Origin of the sequence: Micromonospora sp. NPDC126480, from assembly GCF_040302465.1 — a bacterium.
GTDB lineage: Bacteria > Actinomycetota > Actinomycetes > Mycobacteriales > Micromonosporaceae > Micromonospora.
Map to the genome: position 1 here is coordinate 63,940 of NZ_JBEORU010000012.1, position 21,276 is coordinate 85,215.

Genomic DNA, 21,276 nt, shown 5'->3' on the forward strand with positions numbered 1-21,276 from the left:
GAGGTTTTCGGCAGTTGCAACGGCGTGTCGTGCCGAAAACTTCTTGATCAACACGGGGTGGGTGGGGCGGGGTGGGCGGGGTGGGCGGTCAGTCGGCGTGGTGGCGGCCGGTGGAGCGGAGGGAGCGGCGGCCGCTCTCCTGCTCGGGTTCGTTGTCGGGCAGGGGCTTGGCCAGCCCGGCGACCCAGTCGACGAACTCCTCGTCCTGTGCCGGCAGTTGCTCTGTCTCCGCGGCGCCCTCGGCCTCTCCGGCACGGGAACGGCTGCGCCGGAACAGGCCCCGTCGGCGAGGTTCGGTCGCAGCGGCCTTCCCGCCGGAGGCCTGCCCGTTTGGCGGTACGGCAGCGGTGCCGTCCGTCGCGGTGGGCTCGGTGACGCCCGGCTCACTCCGGCGGTCGGCGGTGCCGGCCTCCGGCGCGTTCGTCGCACCGCCGTCGGCGTCCGCTCCGGTTCCGCTGAACCGCACGTCCGCGGGCCTCGCGTCGGCCGGGCCGGTGCGGTGGACGGTGCCGAAGGCGTTCCAGGTTCCGGGGCTGGTCAGGTCGGGCAGCGCCGCCCGGTGCCGGGGCCGGGGCGTGGCGTCGCGGGCGGGGCCCTCGGTGGACGGACTCGTCGGTGCGCTGAACGGGTCGGACGCGGCGGGACGCGGTGCCGGCGGTGCCGGTGTCATCGGGGTGGGCGCCGGTGGGAACACCGGGAACGGCTCCGGCCCGAGCCGGCTGGGCGTCGGGCGTGGCGGCGTGACCGGTACCGGATCGGCGGTGGACGCGCCCGGCCCGACCGGCGTCGGCGAAGGCCGGGCCGGCGTGGCGGGCGTGGGCGCCGATCGGGGCGGTGTCGGTGGGCCGGTGCTCGCGGCCGGAGCCGGATCGTGTGTGGGCGTGGATCGGGGTGCCGGCGGGCCGGTGCTCGCGGCCGGAGCCGGATCGTGTGTGGGCGTGGATCGGGGCGGTGCCGGCGAACCGGTGCTCGCGACCGGAGTCGGATCCTGCCGGGTGCGGTCGTCGGCGGTGTCCGGTGCCGGGTCGCCCGGGACCGAACCCCGCGGGCCGGGGCGCTCCGTCGGGCCGTCGGAAGCGGAATCCGCGGTGTCCGGAGTCGACCCGGAGTCGCTCGTGGCCCGGCCGGAGGGCGCCTCGGCCGGTCGGCCGGCAGCGTCCTCAGCCGCCGGTTCCACCGCTGCGGCTGCGGAAGCGGTCGCCGGTTCCGGCCCGGGGGCGGTGGAGCCGGCCGCCTTGGCCGGGGTGGCCTTGGCGCGCCGGGTACGGCGGGGTCGCGGGGTCGGCTGGCCGGCCGCCGAGCCGACCGGCGGCGTTGCGGGCGTCCCGGTTCCGCCCGGCTCGGCGGTGTTTCCGGCGTCGCCCGGGGTCCTGCTGGCGTGGTCCGGCGTCCCAGTGGCTCGGGCACCGTCACCCGCCGTGGTGTTCACGGCGTCGCCCCGGGGTGGGCTGAGAGCGGCGTCGCCCCGGGGTGGGCTGAGAGCGGCGTCGCCCGGGGGCGTGGTGAGGCCGGCACCGCCCGGTGCGGTGCCGGTGCCGTCGGGCGCTGCCGCCTCGGCCCGGTTTCCCGGCCCGACCGGCGCGACCCCTCCGGCTGGATCGGACCGCCGTTCGGACCGCGTACCGCCGGGGGCCGGCCAGTCCCAGTGGGCCGGTCCGACATACCCGCGGGACGGCGCGCCGGATGCCGACGGCGCTCCGGCGGCGGAATCGACGTCGGCCGAACCGCTACCGGCGGCGGCGACGGGGGCAGCGGCAGTGGTCGCGGGCGGTTCGCCGATGGGCGAGTCGAGGGCGGTAACGGATGCGGCCGGCCCGGCGCGGTCGCCGGGGCCGGTGGGTGCTGCGGACGTTCCCGTTGCCGGCAGGGCGGGACCCGCCGGCAACGGGCGCAGGATGTCAGTGGGCTCGATCGCCCGGTCACGGTCGCTGTCCGTGGAACCGGCCGGGCGCTCGACGAGCGGCCAGCGCAGCAGCGCGGCGGCGGCCGAACCGAGCGCACCGGCGGCCACCGCGAGCAGCGCACCGTAGTACGGCGTGGCCTGGTACCGGTCGACCCCGTCGCCGGGACCGGCGGTCAGGTACGCGAACGCCACGAGCACCGGCCCGGTCACCCCGGTCAGGCCGCCGATCAGCGGTGGCTGACCATGCCAGCGGGCGAGGGCACCCGTGACGGCGCCGGTCACGAGCGCCACCAGGGGCAGGACCAGCAGGGCGAGGCGCTGCGTCACCGTGGCGTCCAGCCCCGACGGCTCCAGCACCCCGAGGCGTACGGTGGTCAGCGGCCCGGTGGCCGCCAGCGACGGGGCGACCGACACCAGGGCGAGCAGCCAGACGGCGCCCGCGAAGATCGCCATGTTCCAGCCGAGCGGGGGCCGGACCAGGACGGCCAGCGCGGCTCCCGCACCGACCACCGCGCCGAGGGTGGCGCAGATGGCGACCGCCCAGACCGGGTCGACCGAGATCAGGTCGGCGGCCCGGGCCGGTTGCATGCAGAGCGGCGCGACGATCGTGGCACCCAGCGCGGCGGCGCCCGCGACGGCGAGCTGCCTGCCGGTGCCGGTCAGCGGCCCGTCCCGGCGGGCCAGGCGTTCGGTGAGGACGGCTCCGACGACTGCGGCGTTCGCCGCGAACCACCCGACCCAGGCGAGCTGGGCCGGCCACTGGTTGACGGTGCCCCCGGTGAAGGAACCGGTGAGCCGGACGACGCCGAAGCCGAACGCGATGCCGAGCTGGCCCGCTCCGGCCAACAGGCTCGCCCCGAGCGCCGTGAGCAGCGGTCTGCCCCAGGTCCGAAAGGCCATGCCGGGCACGTTACGGTCCGTCGCGCCCGATCGCCACCGGCACGCCGTGCGGCGGGCCGGCCCTGCCGGCGGCAGGTCTACTTGAGTTCGACCAGCCGGGCCAGGTACGTCGTGTCGCCGACGTTGGTCAGCATGTGCACCGCCCCCGGATCCCGGTAGACGACCCCGCCGGTGGGCTCGTCGGCGTCGATCCGTGTGCCGTCGACGGTCTGCACGACGTTCTTCGCGCCCTGGATCGCCACCACCAGGTACGGGTGGTCGTGCCGGTGCAGCGGCTGCCGTTCACCCGGCTCCAGCTTGATGTGCCAGACGCGTACCCGGTCGTTCTCGTACACGATCTCCTGGCCCACCGGGCCGAGTTCGAGGTCGGTGTCGGTCATCGGATTCCGTCCAGTTGGGGGAGCACCTCGGCGGCGATGAGCTCCAGGTGATCGAGGTCGGCGAGGTCGATGAGGCGCAGGTGGACGCGGGTGGTGCCGACGGCGGCGAACTCGCCGATGCGTTCGACGAGCCGCGCCGGCGAGCCGACGACCGGGTCCTCGGGCGGCAGGGCGCTGGGCACGTGCAGGGGGGCGGCCCGGTGTCGGGCCTCGGCGTCGGTGCGGCCGATGGCCACGACGATCCCCGCCGAGAACACCAGGGGCGGCCGGCCGGATCCGGTCCGGCCGACCCGGTCGCACGCCTCCCGGACCCGCTCGTACGCGGCGGCGGTCTGCGCGACCGACGTGAACGGCATGTTGAACTCGTCGGCGTACCGGGCGGCGAGTTCGGGGGTGCGCTTCGGGCCGCGGCCGCCCACGATGACCGGCGGGCCGGGCACCTGCACCGGCTTCGGCAGCGCCGGAGCGTCGACCAGTCGGTAGTGGTCGCCAGTGTGGTTGAACGTCGCCCCGGACGGGGTGCGCCACAGCCCGGTGACGATCTCCAGCTGCTCGGCCAGCCGGTCGAAGCGTTCGCCGACACCCGGGAACGGGATGCCGTACGCGGTGTGCTCGCGCTCGTACCAGCCGGCGCCGATGCCCAGTTCGACGCGGCCGCCGCTCATCTGGTCGACCTGGGCCACCATCAGGGCGAGCGGGCCGGGCAGCCGGAAGGTGGCCGAGGTGACCAGCGTGCCGAGGCGGATCCGGCTGGTCTCGCGGGCCAGCGCGGCAAGCGTCAGCCAGGCGTCGGTGGGTCCGGGCGGCGCCGGCTCATCGCCCATCGCGCGGTAGTGGTCGGCGCGGAGGAAGCCCTCGTAGCCGCAGCTCTCGGCGAGGCGTGCGAACCGGAGCTGGTCGTCGTAGCTGGCCCCGCGGTGCGGCTCGGTGAACACCGACACGCGCATCGTCAGTGCCCTCCCGCTCGCGCCGGCGGTTCCCTCTCCATCAGCAGCTCGTGCAGGTCGGCGCTGACCCGTGCGACGTCCGCCAGGTGCGCGTTGCGGCCGAGCGTCCGGGGCCGGGGGATGGTGACGTCGACGATGCTGCGGATCCGGCCGGGGCGGGGACTGAGCACCACCACGCGGTCGGCCAGCAGGACGGCCTCGTCGATCGAGTGGGTGACGAAGACGACGGTCGCCGAGGTCTCCATGTGTACCCGCTGGAGCTCACCGGAGAGTTCCTCCCGGGTGAGCGCGTCGAGCGCCGAGAACGGCTCGTCCATCAGCATCACGCGGGGCTCGCCGATCAACGAGCGGCACAGCGAGACCCGCTGCTGCATGCCGCCGGACAGCTCGTGCGGCAGCCGCTTCTCGAAGCCGCCGAGGCCGGTCAGCTCCAGCAGCTGGCGGGCCCGGTCGCGGTGCTTCGCCCGTTTCCAACCGAAGATCTCCACCGGGAGCAGGACGTTGTCCAGCACGGTGCGCCAGGGCAGCAGCGCGGGGCGCTGGAAGAGCATCGCGACGTCCTGCCGGGGTCGGGTGACCGGCGCCCCGGCGACGGTGACTTCCCCGGCGGTCACCGGGAGCAGCCCGGCGATCAGCCGCAGGAGGGTGGACTTGCCGCATCCGGAGCGGCCGACAACCGCCACGAACTCACCCTCGGTGACGTCGAGGTCGATGCCGCGTAGCGCCTCGACCCGGCCGGACCGGCCGTCGAAGGTACGGGACACCCCGGACAGACGAATCATCCCGTGGGCCTCCCTGAGCCGGCGGTCAGCAATCCGCGGGACAGGGTATCCGTCTCGTGCCCCAATCGCACCGTCCGGGGTGGACGTCGGTTGTTTCCGTTCCGCAACCCGATACGCCTGGCGTCGCAACTGTGGGTTTCTCGTACGCTGTGCCCGCGAAGAGTCCCCTCACGACGGTGGTGTCGGCTACGCCCCTCCCGCCGACACCGCCCGACAACCCCCTTCCGGAGGCCCGGCGGCCCCGGACGGAAAGGACAAGGTGCATTGATGAGAAGGCTGACCCGTACGGTCGCCGCGGCCACGATGGCCGCCGCCCTGGCCCTGGTCGCGGCCTGCAGCAGCGGTTCGGACTCCACCGAGGAGCCCAAGGGGGGTGAGGGCGCGGCCTTGGAGAAGGTGACGTACCTCACTTCGTTCGGCAACTTCGGTCGTGACTCCTACGCCTGGGTCGCGAAGGAGAAGGGCTTCTTCCGCGAGGCCGGCTTCGACGTCGAGATCAAGGCGGGCCAGGGCACCAACGCCGTCATCCAGACGATCGTCGGGGGGCAGGCGCAGTTCGGCCCGATCGACCTCACCGGTGGCCTGCTTCAGTTCGCCAACGGGCAGGCCAAGGACTTCGTCGCGGTGGCCGCGATCCAGCAGCGCACGATGGCCGCGATCGCCACGGTGGAGGGCAAGAACATCGCCTCGCCGAAGGACCTCGAGGGCAAGAAGCTGGCCGACACCCCCGGCTCGGTGGTCCGCAACCTCTTCCCGACGTACGCGAAGCTGGCCGGCGTCGACGTGAACAAGGTGACCTGGGTCAACGGCGAGGCGCAGACCCTGATGGGCACCCTGGCGTCCGGCGCGGTCGACGGCATCGGGCAGTTCGTGGTGGGCCAGCCCACCATCGAGACGGTGACCAAGAAGAAGGCGATCCTGCTGCCGTACAGCGAGTACATGCAGGACCTCTACGGCAACGTGCTGATCACCTCCACGAAGATCGCCAAGGAGAACCCGGACATGGTCAAGCGGTTCACCGGGGCCCTGCTGAAGGGCCTGGAGTACGCGCTTACCAACCCGCAGGAGGCGGCCGAACTGCTCAAGAAGAACGTGGACGCGGCGAATGTCCCGGCCTCGAAGGCCGAGCTGGAGCTGATGGCCGGGTACGTCCGGTCCAACAACAGCGGCGCCGCGATCGGCACGCTGGACAGCGGCCGGGTGGCCAAGAGCATCGCGATCCTGCAGGGCGCCGGCGCCCTCAAGCAGAACATCACGCCCGACCAGATCATCGACTTCGGCCTCGCGCCGAAGGCCTGATCGCCACCGGTCGGGGGTGTGGCCGCGGGACCTGCCGGGGCCGCACCCCCGCCGCGTGCCGGCGGCAGCCGGCAGGAGAGGAGGATCCCGTGACCGAGGCGACCGGTACGCGGGCGGGGCAGCGGCCCCCGGCGGAAGCGGCGGACGCTCCCGCGACGACCGTCCCCGGTGCACCGTCGACCACCCGCCGCTGGCGCGGGGGACGACCGGGAAGCGTAGGTCTGCCCCTGCTCGGTGTGGTGATCGCGCTGGCCTTCTGGTGGCTGGTGACCTCGGGGCTCAGTCTCGTGCACCCGGCCTCGCTTCCGCCGCCGCAGGCCGTCTGGGACTCCCTGACGCTGTCGAGCGACGTTCTGCTGCCGGCTCTGGGTGTCACCACCCTGATGACGGTGCTCGGCTTCCTGATCTCGACGGTCGCCGGAGTGCTGATCGGGATGGCCCTGGCCGCGTCGCGGCGCGCCGAGCGGATGTTCGCCCCGCTGCTGGTGGCGGTCAACGCGGTCCCGAAGATCGCGCTCGGCCCGCTGCTCGTGGTCTCCGTCGGCTGGGGTGAGAAGCCGATCCTGACCATGGTGTTCCTGCTCTGCTTCTTCCCGATCGTGCTCTCCACGGCGACCGGTCTCACCACCACGCCGGCTGACCTGGCCGAACTGGCCCGGTCGCTGAACGCCTCGTGGTGGCAGTCGTTCCGGAAGGTGCGCTTCCCGGCCGCGCTGCCGCAGGTCTTCGTCGGGCTCAAGGTGGCGATGCCGCTGGCCGCCATCGGCGCCGTCATCGGTGAGTTCTACTCGGACAAGCCGGGGCTGGGCTACCAGATCCTGCAGTACAACGGGGTGGGCGACACCGCCACGGCGTGGGCGGCGATCGTACTGATCGCCGCGATGAGCATCGCGCTCTACGCGGCGCTCTCCCTCGTCGAGCGGCTCGCGCTGCCGTGGGTCCGCGCCACCACGTCGGCCCGCTGACCTGACCGGCGACTCCGGCCGGCCCCCGGGCGCGCGGGCCGGCCGGAGTCGGCCCGGTTCGCGCCCCGGGCCGGCCGGGCTCCGCCCGGTTCGCCCCCGGGGCCGGTCAGCTGGCGAGCCGCCAGCGGCCGTTGCGGGCGACCAGGGTGGTCAGCGCCTGCGGCATCAGACCCGAGTGGTTGTCCGGGGTCATCCGGATGGGGCCGGAGAGACCGTCCAACTGGGAGGTCTCGAGCACGTCGCGGATGCCGTCCCGGTTGACCTGGCCGGGCTCACCACCCGAGCGCACGGCCGCGTCCGCGATGAGCTGGACGGCGTCCGCGGCGAACGAGGACGAGCCGTGGTAACCGCCGAAACGGGCGGTGTAGTCCTGGAACCACTGCCGCCGGGCCGCCTTCGCCGGGGTGGTGGCGATGACGTCGTCGATCACCATGGTCTGCGTGAAGACCAGCGTGGCGCGCTCGGTGGCCCGCGCCGCCGTGCCGAGGAAGAGGTCTCCGGCGGCCGAGGCGTCGAGGTAGAGCGAGCCCTCGTAGCGGGCCTCCTGCGCGGCGACGGCGGCGAGGCTGGCCTGCTCCGCGGGCGTCCAGAGCACGAGGGCGTCGGGCTCGTCCTCGGCCAACGCGGCGACCTGGCGGGTGACGTCGGTGTCGGTGGCACGAACCGTCTCCGCGCGCTGCACGTCGATGCCCACCTTGTCCAGCGCGCTGCGGAGGGCGGCGAGCCCCTCCCGGCCGTAGTCGTCGTCGCTGTGCAGCACGCCGACCTCGCGGACCCGGCTGCGCTGCAGCTCGGTGGTGAGGGCGGCGGCGTTGTCGGGTGCGTTCGGGGCCAGCTTGAACACGTACCGGCGCTGGGCGACCGGACTGGTGATGGCGCCCGCGGAGGCCAGCGCCACGGTCGGCACACGCCGCTCGTCGATGGTGCTCACGGCGCCCACCGCGCACTCGTTGCAGCCGCCCATGATGATCGCGCTGACCTGGGAGTCCCCACTGAAGTCGTTGATGTTCCGCAGGGACTCGCTCGCGTCGGAGCGGTTGTCCTTGACCCGGAGCTCCACGCGGCGCCCGTTCAGCGCGCCGGAGGAGTTCAACTGCTCGACCTTCAGTTCGAGGGCGCGCTGGTACGCCCTGCCCACCGTCGCGGCGGCCCCGGACAGTTCGAGGTCCGCGGCGATGACGATGGGGCTGTCGTCCTGGTCGTCGGTGCCGAACTGGCAGGCGGTGAGGGTGGTGGCCAGGACTGCCGAGGCGAGCGCCGCGACGGTTGCGGAGCGGATGGGGCTCAACTTGTCCTCCAGATGCGGCACGGGAACCGACGGATCGTCTGTCCTCGGTGGAGCACCGAGCACTTCTGCCGTACGGTGTGCGCGAAAGCCTGCAAAACCTTGCCAATGTCGGGCGCTGTGGTCAAGCGGGCAGTGCAGAGGCGTTTCGGGACGCGAATCCCACATGATGGGGTAACACAAAGTTTGCAAACGGTCACGTATTCGGTTCATCCGACCACTGACCGTCTACATTGCCTGTTCAGAGCGTTGGTGAATTGGTGGCATTAGAAGACCGCCGCATCGGTTGCGTGCCGTCCGACCGTTTCCTGCCTCACTGCGGCTTCCCAAATGTGATCCCGTCTGATGAAATCGCGGCCGTGCCGCGCGTGGGTTCTCCGCTGCACCAGGCACGGGTCGGCGGTTCAGGCGTGGATGAAACGACGGAGGCGATGTCGTGAGCACCGGACCGACGACCCTGCCCGCAGGCGGCGACACTGCCCGCCCGAAGCGCCGCCAACTGCCCCGGCTCCGCGACGCCCGGATCCGCTCCAAGCTCGCGCTGATCCTGGTCGTGCCGGTGGCCGCGGTCATCGCGCTGGCGACGGTCCGCCTGGTTGCGGTCGGCGAGGGCGCGTACGACGCGACGCGCGCCAAGGCGCTCACCGAGCTCTACATCGACGTCTCCGCGCTCGCCCAGGACGTGCACGCCGAACGCATGGCGGCGGCCGCCTACCTGGCCGCGCGGCAGCCGGGTGTCGACGCGTACAACCTGCGCGTGCGCAGCACCGACGAGCGGGTGCAGGCGTACCGCGAGGAGCGTGGACGGGTCGGTGACGTGCCGGCCGCCGTGCGGGACCGGCTGGCCGCCATCGACGAGCACCTCCAGACTCTCGACGCGACCCGGCAGCAGGTGCTCGACCGCCGGCAGATGGCGGTCGCCGAGGCGGTCCTGCGCTACGGCGTCATCCTGACCGACCTGGTCGGGTACGGCGACGGACTCGCCCAGCTGCCCGGCGAGGAGCAGCTGGCCGACGCCCGGCGCGCGGTCGCCGCGTTCGCCCGCGCCAAAGCGGCGGTCGCCGAGGAGGAGGCGGTCGCCTACACCGCGCTCAGCGCCGGCCAACTCGACGAGGAGCAGTTCTCCGCCTTCGTCGCCACCCTGACCAGTCAGCAGGAGGCGCTGCTCGCCTTCTCGCTCGCGGCCGACCCGACGCAGCGCGCGCTTGTCGACAGCACCGTCTCCGGCGACGCGGTCACGCTGGCCGACCGGGTCGCCGGGGACCTCACCCGCTCGGTCGGGCAGCGGCCACTGGTGAGCGCCGGGGACGCCAGCGCCGCCATCGGCGCGGTCAACGACCTGATGCGCTGGGCCGAGATCCGCCTGCAGGACGAGCTGCTCGCGCAGGCCGAGCAGGCCCGGTCGGACGTCCTGCGGCAGGCGCTCATCGAGTCGCTGCTGGTGCTGCTCACCCTGGTCATCGCGGTCACCCTGGCCGTGGTGCTGGCCCGCTCGCTGAACCACTCGCTGCACCGGCTGCGCGAGGGCGCCCTGGCGGTGGCCAACCACGACCTGCCGGAGGCGGTGCGCCGGCTGCAGAGCATGGAGACCGTCGGCGAAGGCGGCGTCGACGACATCGTCCGGCAGGTACGGGACCCGATCAAGCTGCCCAACCGGGACGAGGTCGGCCAGGTCGCCCTCGCCTTCAACGTCGTGCACCGCGAGGCGGTCCGGGTGGCGGCCGAGCAGGCGGCCCTGCGGACCAGCGTCTCGGCGATGTTCCTCAACCTGGCCCGGCGCAGCCAGACGCTTGTCGACCGCATGATCGGTGAGCTGGACGCGATCGAGCGCGGCGAGGAGGACCCGAAGCGGCTGGCCCGGCTGTTCGAGTTGGACCACCTGGCCACCCGGATGCGGCGCAACGACGAGAACCTGCTGGTCCTGGCGGGCGCCGACTCGGCCGTGCCCCGGCGTGAGGACGCGCTGCTGGTGGACGTGCTACGCGCGGCGCAGTCCGAGGTGGAGCTGTACAACCGGATCGAGTTCGGGACGGTCGACACCGACGTGTCGGTGGCCGCCCACGCGGTCAACGACGTCGTGCGACTTGTCGCCGAACTGCTCGACAACGCCACCCGGTTCTCGCCGCCGAACACCACGGTCGTGGCCGACGGCCGGCGGATCCGCGACTACGTGCTCATCCAGGTCGAGGACCGCGGTCTCGGTCTCTCCGACGAGCAGCTCGACTCGCTCAACCGCCGGCTCGCCGAGCCGCCGAGCGTGGACGTCGCCGCGTTCCGGCTGATGGGCCTGGCCGTGGTGAGCCGGCTCGCCGCCCGCTACGGCATCCGGGTCGAGCTGCGCCGCAACGTCGAGGGCGGCACGGTCGCCCAGGTGACCCTGCCGACCGCCACGGTCGTCCTGCCCGCCGGCCGGGGGCAGGCGCCGATCACCCGACCGCGCCAGCCGCTCGCGGTGGAGCAGACCCCGCTCAGCTCGGCCGGCTTCGGTGAACCGCTGGCCGGCGCGACGCGGACCGCCACCCTGCCCGACCAGTGGCGGACCGACCAGGCCCCGCCCGCCCCGTGGCAGGCGCCGGAGCAGGCCCGGGACACCACCGCGACGGTGCAGGCCCGGGACACGGTGCCGGGCTGGGACGTGCCGGCGCCGATGGCGACCAACGGGCTGACCGGAGCGCCGCCGACGACCACGCCGGCGCAGCCCACCTCCGGCGGCAACGGGCTCCCCGCCGCCGCGTACCCACCGCCGCTGCCCCGGCGTGCCCCCGCCACCGAGGCTTCCCCCGGGCCCGCCGCCGGCGGGGTGCCGTCGGCGGGCGGCACGTTCTCCGGCGGGCTCGGAGCGAACCTGGCCGCGACCGCGTCGCTGGCGCCCACGCCACCGATCACACCGCCGGTCGACCTGCCGGCGGAGGCGCCGATCTTCCGCGAGATGGAGGCGGTCTGGTTCCGGTCGCACGGGAACGACGCCACGGCCATCTTCGCCCGGCCGGACTTCGGCGATTCGGCGCCGGCCCGTCCCGCTCCGACGGAGGCTGCGGCCCGGCCGAAGCTGCCGACCCGGGTTCCGGGCACCGCCGCGGCCCCGCCGCCCGCCCAGCCGCCACCCCCGTCGTACAGCCCGCCGCCGACGCCGGACGCGGCGCCGGCCCCGAGCGCGCCTCCGCCGGCCGCGTCGCCGAGCGCGCCGTCGCCGAGCACGACGTCGAGCGGGCCGTCGCCGGCCGCGTCCTCCAGCGCGCCGTCGCCGGCCGCACCGGAGGCACCGGCCGGCGACGCCGAGGCGTGGCGGACCGCCGCGGACGAGGGCTGGAGCCGGGCCAGCCGGGCCGCGGAGCCGGCCACCGACGGCACCACCCGTTCCGGCCTGCCGAAGCGGGTTCCGCAGGCACAGCTCGTCCCCGGCGGCATCGAGACCCGGGGCGTTCGGGAACGCACCCGCCGGACGCCGGACGACGTCCGCGGTCTGTTGTCGGCCTACCACCGTGGCGTGCAGCGCGGTCGGTCGGCCGGCACGGACCTGAACAGCACCTCGAGCAAGGAGACGAGCCGATGAACAGGCCAGCGGCCATGCAGGACATGGGTTGGCTGCTCACCAACTTCGCCGACAGCGTCGCGGGCATCGCCCACGTCGTGGCGGTGTCCGCCGACGGGCTCCTGCTCGCCTCCTCCCGGGACCTGCCGGCGGACCGGGCGGACCAGCTCGCGGCGATCACCTCGGGTGTGGTGAGCCTGACCGAGGGCGCGGCCCGCATGTTCAGCGCCGGCGGTGTGCTCCAGACGGTCATCGAGATGGACAGCGGCTACCTGTTCCTGATGTCGATCAGCGACGGGTCGTCGATGGCCGTGCTCGCGGCCCGTAGCTGCGACGTCGGTCAGGTGGGTTACGAGATGGCGCTCCTGGTGGAACGGGTCGGCGCGGCACTTGTGCCGCTGCCCCGGGACGCGGTGCGTTCGTAACCCCCGGCGCGGCGCTCAGGCCGGCGCCGACCAGGGACACGTGATCCGGTACCGGAAGGGCACCGGTCGGGCAGAGAGGAGGTGACCGCGGATGGAACAACGGCGTGCGGACCCGCGTGGGGAACTGGTGCGCCCGTACGCGGTCACCCGGGGCCGGACCGAGCCGCGGCAGGACATCGCCTTGGAGGCGGTGCTGTCCGCGAGTGCCACCGCGGTCGCCGAATCGCGCTTCGCGGGACACGACAAGCACCGCATCGCGACGATCTGCGAGGGCCGGGCGCAGTCGCTTGCCGAGATCGCCGCGTACACCCGGATGCCGCTGGGCGTCACCCGGGTGCTGGTCGCCGACATGGTGGCCGAGGGCCTGCTGACGCTACACACCGCCGCTCCCGCCACCGGTTACGTGGAGCGGATGAACCTGCTTGGAAGGGTGCTAAGTGGACTTCGCGAACTATGACCCCGCCGGGGCGAACCGCAGCCGGGAGATCATCTCCGCGAAGATCGTGATCGCGGGCGGTTTCGGCGTGGGCAAGACGACGCTGGTCGGCGCGATCTCGGAGATCACCCCGCTGACCACCGAGGCGGTCATGACCGCAGCCGGCGTGGGGATCGACGACCCGTCCAAGGTGCCCGGCAAGGAGACCACCACGGTCGCCATGGACTTCGGCCGGATCACGATGGCGCAGGACCTGATCCTGTACCTGTTCGGCACCCCCGGACAGACCCGGTTCTGGTTCATGTGGGACGAGATCATCCGGGGTGCGGTGGGCGCGGCCGTCCTGGTGGACACCCGGCGGATCACCGACGCTTTCGCGCCGCTGGACTACTTCGAGAACCGCAAGCTGCCGTACGTGGTGGCGCTGAACAAGTTCGACGGCTCCCCGGACTACGAGCTCGAGGAGATACGCGAGGCGCTCGCCATCCCGGCGGACGTGCCGCTCGTACTCACCGACGCGCGCCGGCGGGACGCGGTCAAGCAGGTGCTGGTGACGGTCGTCGAGCACGCCATGGCGCGCCTGCAGGCCGAGCACGACCGGGGCTTCCCGGCGCCGGTCGGCTGAGGGCGCGCGGCCCAGCAGGTGTTAAGAAGGGGCCCTTCCTCTACCGGAGGCGTTAAGAAGGGGCCCCTCCTTACACCTCATCGGTGCGGAGGCGGTAGCCGCGCTTCACCACCGTCTGCACCACCCGGGGGGCCTTCAGGCCGGCGCGCAGCCGCGCCACCGCCATCTCCACCGCGTGCTCGTCCGCGCCGCGCGGCAGCGTACGGAGCAGGGCCGTGCGGGACAGCACCCGACCGGGGGACGCCGCCAGCGCCCGCAGCACCGCCATCGGGGCGGGGGCCAGCGGGCGCAGCTCACCGTCGACCACGGCCGCGTGACCGCGCAGGGTGAGCAGGTGGCCGGCCACCTTCAGCGTGACCGTACGGCGGGGCAGCTCGTCCACGATCGTGCGGACCAGGGCACCCAGCCGCGCCCGGTTCGGGGCGCTGACCGGCACGCCGCGCCGCAGCAGCGGCTCGGCGGTCACCGCGCCCACGCAGCTGGCCAGCACGTCGCCACGGAACGCGTCGAGCAGCGCGTCGGTACGGTCCCCGGCGGCCCGCAGCAGCGCCTCGGCGGCCGGCGCGGAGGTGAACGTCACCGCGTCGACGAGGCGGCTCGCGACCAGGTCGATCAGTCGGTGCAGGGGCGCCGGATCGGTCGGCGGGGCCCACCGGTACACCGGCACCTCGATGACGGTCGCCCCGGCCGCCTCCAGTGCCATCGTGCACTCGGGCTGCCGCTCGCCGTGCAGCTGCATGGCGATGACCTGCCCGGCCACGCCGCGCCGGCGCAGGTGCTCGACCACCTCGTCGCAGCTCTCCGAGGCCGGGGACCACTGGTCGTGCAGACCGGCGGCGCGGATCGCGCCCCGTGCCTTCGGGCCGCGCGTCACCACGTACGCCTCGGCGAGCACCGACCGCAGCGGCTCGGCCAGCCCCCAGCCCTCGGCGGCCTCCAGCCAGCCGCGCATCCCGATGCCGGTGTTGGCCATCAGGATGTCCGGCGGCCGGTCCAGGCAGGCCCGCGTCGCCTCACGCAGTTCGGTGTCGTCGGCGAGCGGGACGATCCGCAGGGCGGGGGCGAGCACCACCCGGGCGCCCCGCCGTTGGAGCAGCGCCGCGAGTTCGTCCCGGCGCCGGTCGGCGGTCACCCCGATGGTGAAGCCGGCCAGTTCGTCGCGCATTCACCTCTCCTGTCGCAGCCGCACCTCGACCAGGCCGTCCCGGCAGCGCGCCTCGTGCCGCCGGACGGCGACTCCCGGCAGGTCCAGGCAGTGCCCGGAAAGCAGGTCGTACACCTGCTTGTGCAGTGGTGAGGCGACCGTCGGCACGCCGCCGCGGCTGCCCACGATCCCGCGCGAGAGCACGTACGCCCCGGTGACCGGGTCGCGGTTGTCGATGGCGAACAGGCCGTCGACGGTGCGGAACAGGGCCACCTGCACGCCGTCGACGAGCGCCGCCACGCCCCGGTCCGGGTCCAGGCGCTCCAGCGGGCAGACGACGGTCCAGTCCGGGAGGGTCGCGGTGCCCGCCCGCCCGGCTCCCATGGTCGCGGTGCTCATCGGCGTACCTCCTACGGTCGCGGTGCTCATCGGCGTACCTCCGGCATCCCGAGCGCCACCGGCTGCCGCCCGTCGGCCGGGCGGGCGGGGACCGGCTGGCCGCGCTCGGACGTGAACCGGATGGACGGGTCGGGCACGTCCGGCGCGTTGACGAACGAGGTGAACCGGCGCAGCCGTACCGGGTCCTCGAGCACGTCGCGCCACTCGTCCGAGTACGACGCCACGTGCTTGGCCATCGCCTCGTCCAGCTCGGCGCAGAGCCCGAGCGAGTCGTCGACGATGACCGCGCGGAGGTGGTCCAGCCCGCCGTCCATCGCCTCGATCCAGGCGGCGGTGCGTTGCAGCCGGTCCGCGGTGCGGATGTAGAACATCAGGAACCTGTCGATCAGCCGGATCAGCGCTTCGGTCGACAGGTCGGAGGCGAAGAGGTCGGCGTGCCGGGGCCGGAAACCGCCGTTGCCGCCGACGTAGAGGTTCCAGCCGGTCTCGGTGGCGATGATGCCGAAGTCCTTGCTGCGGGCCTCGGCGCACTCCCGCGCGCAGCCCGACACCGCTGACTTGATCTTGTGTGGGGCGCGGAGGCCGCGGTAGCGCAGCTCCAGCGCGACGGCCAGCCCCACCGAGTCCTGCACCCCGTACCGGCACCAGGTCGAACCGACGCACGACTTCACCGTGCGCAGCGCCTTGCCGTACGCGTGGCCGGACTCGAAGCCGGCGTCGACCAGCCGGCGCCAGATCTGCGGCAGCTGCTCGACCCGCGCGCCGAACAGGTCGATCCGCTGCCCGCCGGTGATCTTCGTGTAGAGCTGGAAGTCCCGCGCCACCTCGCCGATCACGATCAGCTTCTCCGGGGTGATCTCGCCGCCGGGTATCCGCGGCACCACCGAGTAGCTGCCGTCCCGCTGCAGGTTGGCCAGGAAGTGGTCGTTGGTGTCCTGCAGCGACGCCTGCTCGCCGTCGAGGATGTGCCCGGTGCCGAGGGAGGCCAGGATCGAGGCCACCGCCGGCTTGCAGATGTCGCAGCCCCGCCCCCGGCCGTGCTCGGCGATCAACCGCGAGAAGGTGCGGATGCCGCGTACCCGCACGATGTCGAACAGCTCCTGGCGGCTCGCGTCGAAGTGCTCGCAGAGCGCCGTGGACTGCCGGACACCGGCCGCGTCGAGCAACTGCTTGAGCATCGGTACGCAGGAGCCGCAGCTGGTACCGGCCCGGGTGCACGCCTTCAGCGCCGGCACGTCGCAGGCGCCGGCACCGATCGCCGCGTCGATGTCGTCCCGCGTGACCGCGTTGCACGAACAGACCTGGGCGCCGCCGGGCAGCGTGGTCGCCCCGCCACCCGCGCCGGCCGGGGCGAGCAGCGCCAGCGGCGGAGCGGGCAGCGGCCCGCCGACGCTCGCGCGCAGGGTCGGGTACGCGCTCGCGTCGCCGACCAGCACGCCGCCGAGCAGGGTGCGGGCGTCGTCGGAGAGGACCAGCTTGGCGTACACCCGGGTGGCCGGGTCGGTGAACGTCACGTCGAGACAGCCCTCGGTGGTGCCGTGCGCGTCGCCGAACGAGGCGACGTCCACGCCGAGCAGCTTGAGCTTGGTGGCGGTGTCCGCGCCGGGGAAGGTGGCCGCGCCGCCGACCAGCCGGTCGGCCACCACCTCGGCCATCGCGTACCCGGGCGCGACCAGGCCGTGGCAGGTGCCGTCGACCGCCGCGCACTCGCCGACCGCCCAGATCCGCTCGTCGGCGCTCCGGCAGGTGCCGTCGACCAGCACCCCGCCGCGGGGCCCGAGCGGCAGGCCGGCGGAGCGGGCCAGCTCGTCGCGCGGCCGGATGCCGGCCGCGACGACGACGAGGTCGGTGTCGACGCGACCGCCGTCGGTCAGCTCCAGCGCGGCCACCGAGCCGTCCGGGCCGGGGCGCAGCGCGCTGGTGGCCACCCCGAGGTGGCAGGTCACGCCCAGGTCCTCGACGTACCGGCGGAGCAGCGCGCCACCGGCGGTGTCCACCTGCACCGGCATCAGCCGGGGCGCGAACTCCACCACGTTGGTGGCGAGGCCGAGCAGCCGCAGCGCGTTCGCCGCCTCCAGCCCGAGCAGGCCGCCGCCGATCACCGCCCCGGTACGCCGGCCCCGCGCGTGCGCACGGATCGCCGCGAGGTCGTCGAGGGTGCGGTAGACGAACACCCCGGGCAGGTCCGTGCCGTCGACCGGCGGGACGAAGGCGTACGAGCCGGTGGCCAGCACCAGGGCGTCGTAGGCGTACTCGCCGACCGTGGTGGACACCACGCGCCGCGCCCGGTCGATCGCGGTGACCGGCTCACCGAGCCGCAGCTCGACGCCGTCGTCGGGGGTGTGCAGGTTCAGCTCGTCCTCGGTCGCCCCGTCGAAGTACGCGGAGAGCCGCACCCGGTCGTACGCGGGCCGGGTCTCCTCGCCGAGCACGGTCACCCGCCACCGGCCGTCCGTGTCCCGGGCGCGCAACGCGTCCACGAACCGCTGCCCGACCATGCCGTTGCCGATGACGACCAACCGTCCGCCGTCGCTGACCGCGCTCATCGCGCCACCTCCACCGTGTCCACGCTGGACAGCCACTCGACGATGCCGGTGACCGCGTCCCGGCACCCGCCGCAGCCGGTTCCGGCCCGGGTCGCCGCCACCATGGCGTCGACCGTCCGGGCCCCGGAGCGCCAGCAGTTCACCAGCGCCCCCTTGCTGACGTTGTTGCACTGGCAGACCGTCGCGGCGTCCGGCATCAGCGCCGGCGTCGCGGCCGGTTCGGCGGGGGCCGCGCCGAACGACCGGCCGAGCAGCAGCGACCGCCGGTCGGCGGGGACCGGCTGACCCCGGTCGAACAGCTGGATGACCGTGCCGACGGCCGGGTTGTCGCCGAGCAGGATCGCGGCGGTCAGCCGCTCGTCGTGGATGCGCAGCCGGGCGTACGTGCCCCGGGCCGGGTCGGTGAAGGTCAGCTCCTCACCGGGCCCGTCGCCGCCGGGATCGCCCATCGCGGCCAGGTCGATGCCGGCGGCCTTGAGCCGGGTCACCACCGGCTTCGGCCGGTACCGGGCCAGCGGGTCCGCGCCGCCGAGCACCTGGGCCAGCACCCGCGCCTGGGCCCAGGCCGGGGCGACCAGCCCGGTCAGCGTGCCGTCGTGCTGGGCGCAGTCGCCGATCGCCGAGACGCACCGGTCGCTGGTCCGCAGCCGGTCGTCGACGAGCACGCCGCGCTCGACCGCCAGGCCGGCCGCCGCGGCGAGGCCGGTCTCGGGGCGTACGCCGCAGGAGAGCACCAGCAGGTCGGCGTCGAGGGACCGGCCGTCGGACAGGTCGAGGCGGACGCCGTGCCGGTCGGCGACCACCCCGGTGGCGGAGACCGCCAGGTGGGTGGTCACGCCGAGGCCGGCGAGCGTCCGCGCGAGCACCGCGGCGCCGGGCGGGTCGAGCTGCCGTTCCATCAGGTACGGCACGGGGTGCACCACGGCGACGTCGAGTCCCCGGGCGGCGAGTCCCCGGGCGGCCTCCAGGCCGAGCAGCCCGCCGCCCAGCACCAGGACGCGGCGGGCCCGGTCGGCGACGGCGAGGATCCGGCGGCAGTCGTCGAGGGTACGGAACGGCACCACCCGCTCCGGCAGCTCCGGGCCGTCCAGGCCGGTCAGCGGCGGCACGATGGCGCGGCTGCCGGTGGCGAGCACGAGGTGGTCGTACCGGATCCGGTCGCCGTCGTCGGTGCGGACCATCCGCCCGGCCCGGTCGATGCCGGTCACGGTCACGCCGGTACGCAGGTCCACACCCTGCCCGGCGACCTCGGTCAGCTCCACGTCGGGCTCACCGATCTTCCCCGCGAGCAGCGTGGACAGCATGATCCGGTTGTACGCCCGGTGCGGCTCGGCCCCGAGCACGGTGACCTTCCGGTCCCCGCCCCGCGCGTGCAGCTCGCTGGCGAGCCGGGCGCCGGCCATCCCGTTGCCGACGATCACGATCCGCTCGGTCACGACCGTCCCACCTTCTCCACTCGTACGGCGCAGATCTTGAACTCGGGCATTCCGGAGACCGGGTCGACGGCGTCGTTGGTGACCGAGTTGGCGCGGGCGGCGCCGCCCCAGTGGAACGGCGCGAATACGGTGTCCGGACGGATGGCTGGGCTGAGCCGGGCCGGCGCGACCATCTCGCCCCGGCGGGAGACCACCCGGACCGGCTCGCCGTCGGCCACCCCGAGCCGGTCGGCAAGGTCGGGGTGCAGCTCGACGAAGGCTTCCGGGGCGGCCCGGCGCAGTGCGGGCACCCGCCGGGTCTGGGTGCCCGACTGGTACTGGGCGAGCACCCGTCCGGTGGTGAAGTGCAGCGGGTACGCCGCGCAGACCTCCTCGGCGGCGGGCCGGTGCTCGACGGCGTGGAACCGGGCCCGGCCGTCCGGCGTGGGGAAGTGCTCGGCGAACAGCCGGGGGGTGTCCGGCCCGTCGGGGTCCGGGCAGGGCCAGTACGCGCCGTCGTGCGCGTCGATCCGCTCCCAGGTGATCCCGGCGTAGTCGGCGGTCCCGCCGGCCGACGCCCGCCGCAGCTCCTCGAACACCACCGCCGGATCCGGTGAAAGGAAGGGCCCCCTCTTAACGCCTGGTGACTGTGCGGGGTCCCTTCTTAACAGGCGGGCGGTGAGGTCGGCGAGGATCGCCAGGTCGGTGCGGACGCCCGGCGGCGGCTCGCGCAGCGCGCGGCGGCGCAGTACCCGGCCCTCCAGGTTGGTCATGGTGCCGTCCTCCTCGGCCCACTGCGCGGTCGGCAGCACCACGTCGGCGAGCGCGGCCGTCTCGGAGAGCAGGAAGTCGGCGACCACCAGCAGGTCGAGGTCGCGCAGGCGGCCCTCGATCCGGGCCGCCCGGGGCGCGGAGACCACCGGGTTGGAGCCGAAGACCAGCAGTGCCTTCGGCCCGTCCGGGGTGCCGAGCGAGTCGAGCAGGCGGTACGCGGGCACCCCGGGACCGGGCAGGTCCTCGGCCGGCACCCCCCACACCCCGGCGACGTGCGCCCGCGCGGCCGGGTCGTCGATGCGCCGGTAGCCGGGGAGCTGGTCGGCCTTCTGCCCGTGTTCCCGCCCGCCCTGGCCGTTGCCCTGTCCGGTCAGGCAGCCGTACCCGGAGCCGGGGCGGCCGGGCAGGCCGAGTGCGAGCGCCAGGTTCACGTACCCGGTGACCGTGTCGACGCCCTTGGCGTGCTGCTCGGCGCCGCGGGCGGTGAGGATGACCGCCCGCTCGGCGGTGCCCAGTGCGCGGGCGGTCGCTTCCAGGTCGGCCACCGGCACCCCGGACAGCGCCTCGGCGCGGGCCGGCCACCAGCCGGCAACGGCCCGGCGGACGTCCTCGAAGCCGGTGGTCCGGGCGGCGACGTAGTCCTTGTCGACGAGGCCCTCGGTGAGCGCGATGTGCAGCAGCGCGCTCGCGACCGCCAGGTCCGTGCCGGGCAGGGGTTGCAGGTGCAGGTCGGCCTGGCGGGCGGTGGCGGTGACGCGGGGGTCGACGACGATCAGCTTCCCGCCCCGCTGGCGCTGCTCGGTCAGCCACCGCACCAGTGGGGGCATCGTCTCGGCCGGGTTCGCCCCGACCAGCAGCAGGGTGTCGGCGCGGCCCAGGTCGGACAGCGGGAAGGGCAGGCCCCGGTCGACCCCGAAGGCGCGCATCCCGGCCGCCGCCGCCGACGACATGCAGAACCGTCCGTTGTAGTCGATGTGCCGGGTGCGCAGGGCCACCCGGGCGAACTTCCCCAGCGCGTACGCCTTCTCGTTGGTGAGGCCGCCGCCGCCGAAGACGGCGACCGCGTCGCGGCCGGGTCCGGACTGGACGGCGCGGATCCCCTCGACGACCCGGCTCAGGGCCGCGTCCCAGCTGGCCGGGCGCAGCTCGCCGCTGGCCGGGTCGCGCAGCAGGGGAGTGGTGAGCCGCTCGGGGTGGTCGAGCAGCTCGGCGGCGGTCCAGCCCTTCTGGCAGAGGCCGCCGCGGTTGGTGGGAAACTGGCGCGGGAGCACGGCCACCCGGCCGTCCTCCTCGCGCAGCGTCATCCCGCACTGCAGCGCGCAGTACGGGCAGTGCGTCGCCGCTTCCCGGGGCGCCGGCCCCGGTGCAGTCGCGGGTCGTGCACCGTCTGTCATGTCCGAGAAGCGTGCCGTCAGGCGGTTTCCGGTCCGCGTCTCGTTTGTTTCGGTCCTGTCAAGAGCGGTTCACACCGCACCGGGGCAGCGCACCGGTCCGCGGGGCCCGTTCGCGGGACGCCGCG

16 protein-coding genes are annotated in these 21,276 nt (G+C 74.1%); 6 read left to right on the top strand and 10 right to left on the bottom strand.

The window, feature by feature from the left end:
* Nucleotides 1-88: 88 nt before the first annotated feature.
* From ABTW87_RS13805 to ABTW87_RS13820, 4 genes are all read right to left on the bottom strand, one after another.
* Entirely contained in the window at nucleotides 89-2,803 is a 2,715-nt protein-coding gene (locus ABTW87_RS13805; protein WP_350651149.1) for a hypothetical protein, read from the bottom strand.
* A gap of 77 nt (nucleotides 2,804-2,880) precedes the next feature.
* On the bottom strand, nucleotides 2,881-3,183 hold the full coding sequence (locus tag ABTW87_RS13810) for a cupin domain-containing protein (protein ID WP_130320408.1): 303 nt from the start codon (nucleotides 3,181-3,183) through the stop codon (nucleotides 2,881-2,883).
* Nucleotides 3,180-4,130, bottom strand: coding sequence for an LLM class F420-dependent oxidoreductase (locus tag ABTW87_RS13815; protein ID WP_350651150.1), 951 nt, complete (start codon nucleotides 4,128-4,130; stop codon nucleotides 3,180-3,182). The genes ABTW87_RS13810 and ABTW87_RS13815 overlap by 4 nt, the downstream gene beginning before the upstream one ends.
* 2 nt (nucleotides 4,131-4,132) lie before the next feature.
* A complete protein-coding gene (locus tag ABTW87_RS13820) occupies nucleotides 4,133-4,912 on the bottom strand; it encodes an ABC transporter ATP-binding protein (protein ID WP_350651151.1) in 780 nt (259 codons plus the stop codon).
* Between the two features lie 267 nt (nucleotides 4,913-5,179).
* Here ABTW87_RS13820 and ABTW87_RS13825 point away from each other — a divergent pair, with 267 nt between their 5' ends.
* Both ABTW87_RS13825 and ABTW87_RS13830 read left to right on the top strand, forming a co-directional pair.
* Nucleotides 5,180-6,211: an ABC transporter substrate-binding protein gene (locus ABTW87_RS13825; RefSeq protein ID WP_350651152.1), complete on the top strand. Its 1,032-nt coding sequence runs from the start codon at nucleotides 5,180-5,182 to the stop codon at nucleotides 6,209-6,211.
* 89 nt (nucleotides 6,212-6,300) lie between these two features.
* Complete coding sequence (locus ABTW87_RS13830; RefSeq protein ID WP_350651153.1) at nucleotides 6,301-7,176, top strand: ABC transporter permease; 876 nt, start codon at nucleotides 6,301-6,303, stop codon at nucleotides 7,174-7,176.
* Nucleotides 7,177-7,282: 106 nt separating this feature from the next.
* On the opposite strand, the gene ABTW87_RS13835 is transcribed toward ABTW87_RS13830, so the two are convergent.
* The gene (locus ABTW87_RS13835; RefSeq protein ID WP_350651154.1) at nucleotides 7,283-8,464 is read right to left on the bottom strand and encodes an ABC transporter substrate-binding protein; all 1,182 of its coding nucleotides are present in this window, start codon (nucleotides 8,462-8,464) and stop codon (nucleotides 7,283-7,285) included.
* A 433-nt stretch (nucleotides 8,465-8,897) separates the two neighbouring features.
* On the opposite strand from ABTW87_RS13835, the gene ABTW87_RS13840 reads away from it, so the two are divergent.
* From ABTW87_RS13840 to ABTW87_RS13855, 4 genes are all read left to right on the top strand, one after another.
* Complete coding sequence (locus tag ABTW87_RS13840; RefSeq protein WP_350651155.1) at nucleotides 8,898-12,014, top strand: sensor histidine kinase; 3,117 nt, start codon at nucleotides 8,898-8,900, stop codon at nucleotides 12,012-12,014.
* Nucleotides 12,011-12,418 carry a roadblock/LC7 domain-containing protein gene (locus ABTW87_RS13845; RefSeq protein ID WP_030329975.1) on the top strand — a complete coding sequence of 136 codons (408 nt, stop codon included), beginning with the start codon at nucleotides 12,011-12,013 and terminating at the stop codon, nucleotides 12,416-12,418. Before ABTW87_RS13840 ends, ABTW87_RS13845 begins: the two co-directional genes overlap by 4 nt.
* A gap of 91 nt (nucleotides 12,419-12,509) precedes the next feature.
* Complete coding sequence (locus tag ABTW87_RS13850) at nucleotides 12,510-12,875, top strand: DUF742 domain-containing protein (protein ID WP_350651156.1); 366 nt, start codon at nucleotides 12,510-12,512, stop codon at nucleotides 12,873-12,875.
* Nucleotides 12,856-13,479: a GTP-binding protein gene (locus ABTW87_RS13855; RefSeq protein ID WP_350651157.1), complete on the top strand. Its 624-nt coding sequence runs from the start codon at nucleotides 12,856-12,858 to the stop codon at nucleotides 13,477-13,479. The genes ABTW87_RS13850 and ABTW87_RS13855 overlap by 20 nt, the downstream gene beginning before the upstream one ends.
* Before the next feature lie 70 nt (nucleotides 13,480-13,549).
* On the opposite strand, the gene ABTW87_RS13860 is transcribed toward ABTW87_RS13855, so the two are convergent.
* From ABTW87_RS13860 to ABTW87_RS13880, 5 genes are read right to left on the bottom strand one after another with little or no spacing between them, the layout of a single operon-like run.
* Nucleotides 13,550-14,644 (bottom strand): uroporphyrinogen-III synthase, encoded by a 1,095-nt coding sequence (locus ABTW87_RS13860; protein WP_350651158.1) that lies wholly within the window; start codon nucleotides 14,642-14,644, stop codon nucleotides 13,550-13,552.
* Nucleotides 14,645-15,022, bottom strand: coding sequence for a nitrite reductase small subunit NirD (gene nirD, locus ABTW87_RS13865; RefSeq protein WP_350651159.1), 378 nt, complete (start codon nucleotides 15,020-15,022; stop codon nucleotides 14,645-14,647).
* 26 nt (nucleotides 15,023-15,048) lie between these two features.
* Nucleotides 15,049-17,568 (bottom strand): nitrite reductase large subunit NirB, encoded by a 2,520-nt coding sequence (gene nirB / locus ABTW87_RS13870; protein ID WP_350651160.1) that lies wholly within the window; start codon nucleotides 17,566-17,568, stop codon nucleotides 15,049-15,051.
* Complete coding sequence (locus ABTW87_RS13875) at nucleotides 17,565-19,004, bottom strand: FAD-dependent oxidoreductase (RefSeq protein ID WP_350651161.1); 1,440 nt, start codon at nucleotides 19,002-19,004, stop codon at nucleotides 17,565-17,567. The genes nirB and ABTW87_RS13875 overlap by 4 nt, the downstream gene beginning before the upstream one ends.
* The gene (locus ABTW87_RS13880) at nucleotides 19,001-21,151 is read right to left on the bottom strand and encodes a molybdopterin oxidoreductase family protein (RefSeq protein ID WP_350651162.1); all 2,151 of its coding nucleotides are present in this window, start codon (nucleotides 21,149-21,151) and stop codon (nucleotides 19,001-19,003) included. Before ABTW87_RS13880 ends, ABTW87_RS13875 begins: the two co-directional genes overlap by 4 nt.
* Between the last annotated feature and the right edge of the window lie 125 nt (nucleotides 21,152-21,276).

Coding starts and splice junctions, on each gene's coding strand:
- ABTW87_RS13805 (WP_350651149.1), bottom strand. CDS start 2,803: ATGGCCTTTCGGACCTGGGGCAGACCGCTGCTCACGGCGCTCGGGGCG.
- ABTW87_RS13810 (WP_130320408.1), bottom strand. CDS start 3,183: ATGACCGACACCGACCTCGAACTCGGCCCGGTGGGCCAGGAGATCGTG.
- ABTW87_RS13815 (WP_350651150.1), bottom strand. CDS start 4,130: ATGCGCGTGTCGGTGTTCACCGAGCCGCACCGCGGGGCCAGCTACGAC.
- ABTW87_RS13820 (WP_350651151.1), bottom strand. CDS start 4,912: ATGATTCGTCTGTCCGGGGTGTCCCGTACCTTCGACGGCCGGTCCGGC.
- ABTW87_RS13825 (WP_350651152.1), top strand. CDS start 5,180: ATGAGAAGGCTGACCCGTACGGTCGCCGCGGCCACGATGGCCGCCGCC.
- ABTW87_RS13845 (WP_030329975.1), top strand. CDS start 12,011: ATGAACAGGCCAGCGGCCATGCAGGACATGGGTTGGCTGCTCACCAAC.
- ABTW87_RS13850 (WP_350651156.1), top strand. CDS start 12,510: ATGGAACAACGGCGTGCGGACCCGCGTGGGGAACTGGTGCGCCCGTAC.
- ABTW87_RS13860 (WP_350651158.1), bottom strand. CDS start 14,644: ATGCGCGACGAACTGGCCGGCTTCACCATCGGGGTGACCGCCGACCGG.
- nirD (WP_350651159.1), bottom strand. CDS start 15,022: ATGAGCACCGCGACCATGGGAGCCGGGCGGGCGGGCACCGCGACCCTC.
- nirB (WP_350651160.1), bottom strand. CDS start 17,568: ATGAGCGCGGTCAGCGACGGCGGACGGTTGGTCGTCATCGGCAACGGC.
- ABTW87_RS13880 (WP_350651162.1), bottom strand. CDS start 21,151: ATGACAGACGGTGCACGACCCGCGACTGCACCGGGGCCGGCGCCCCGG.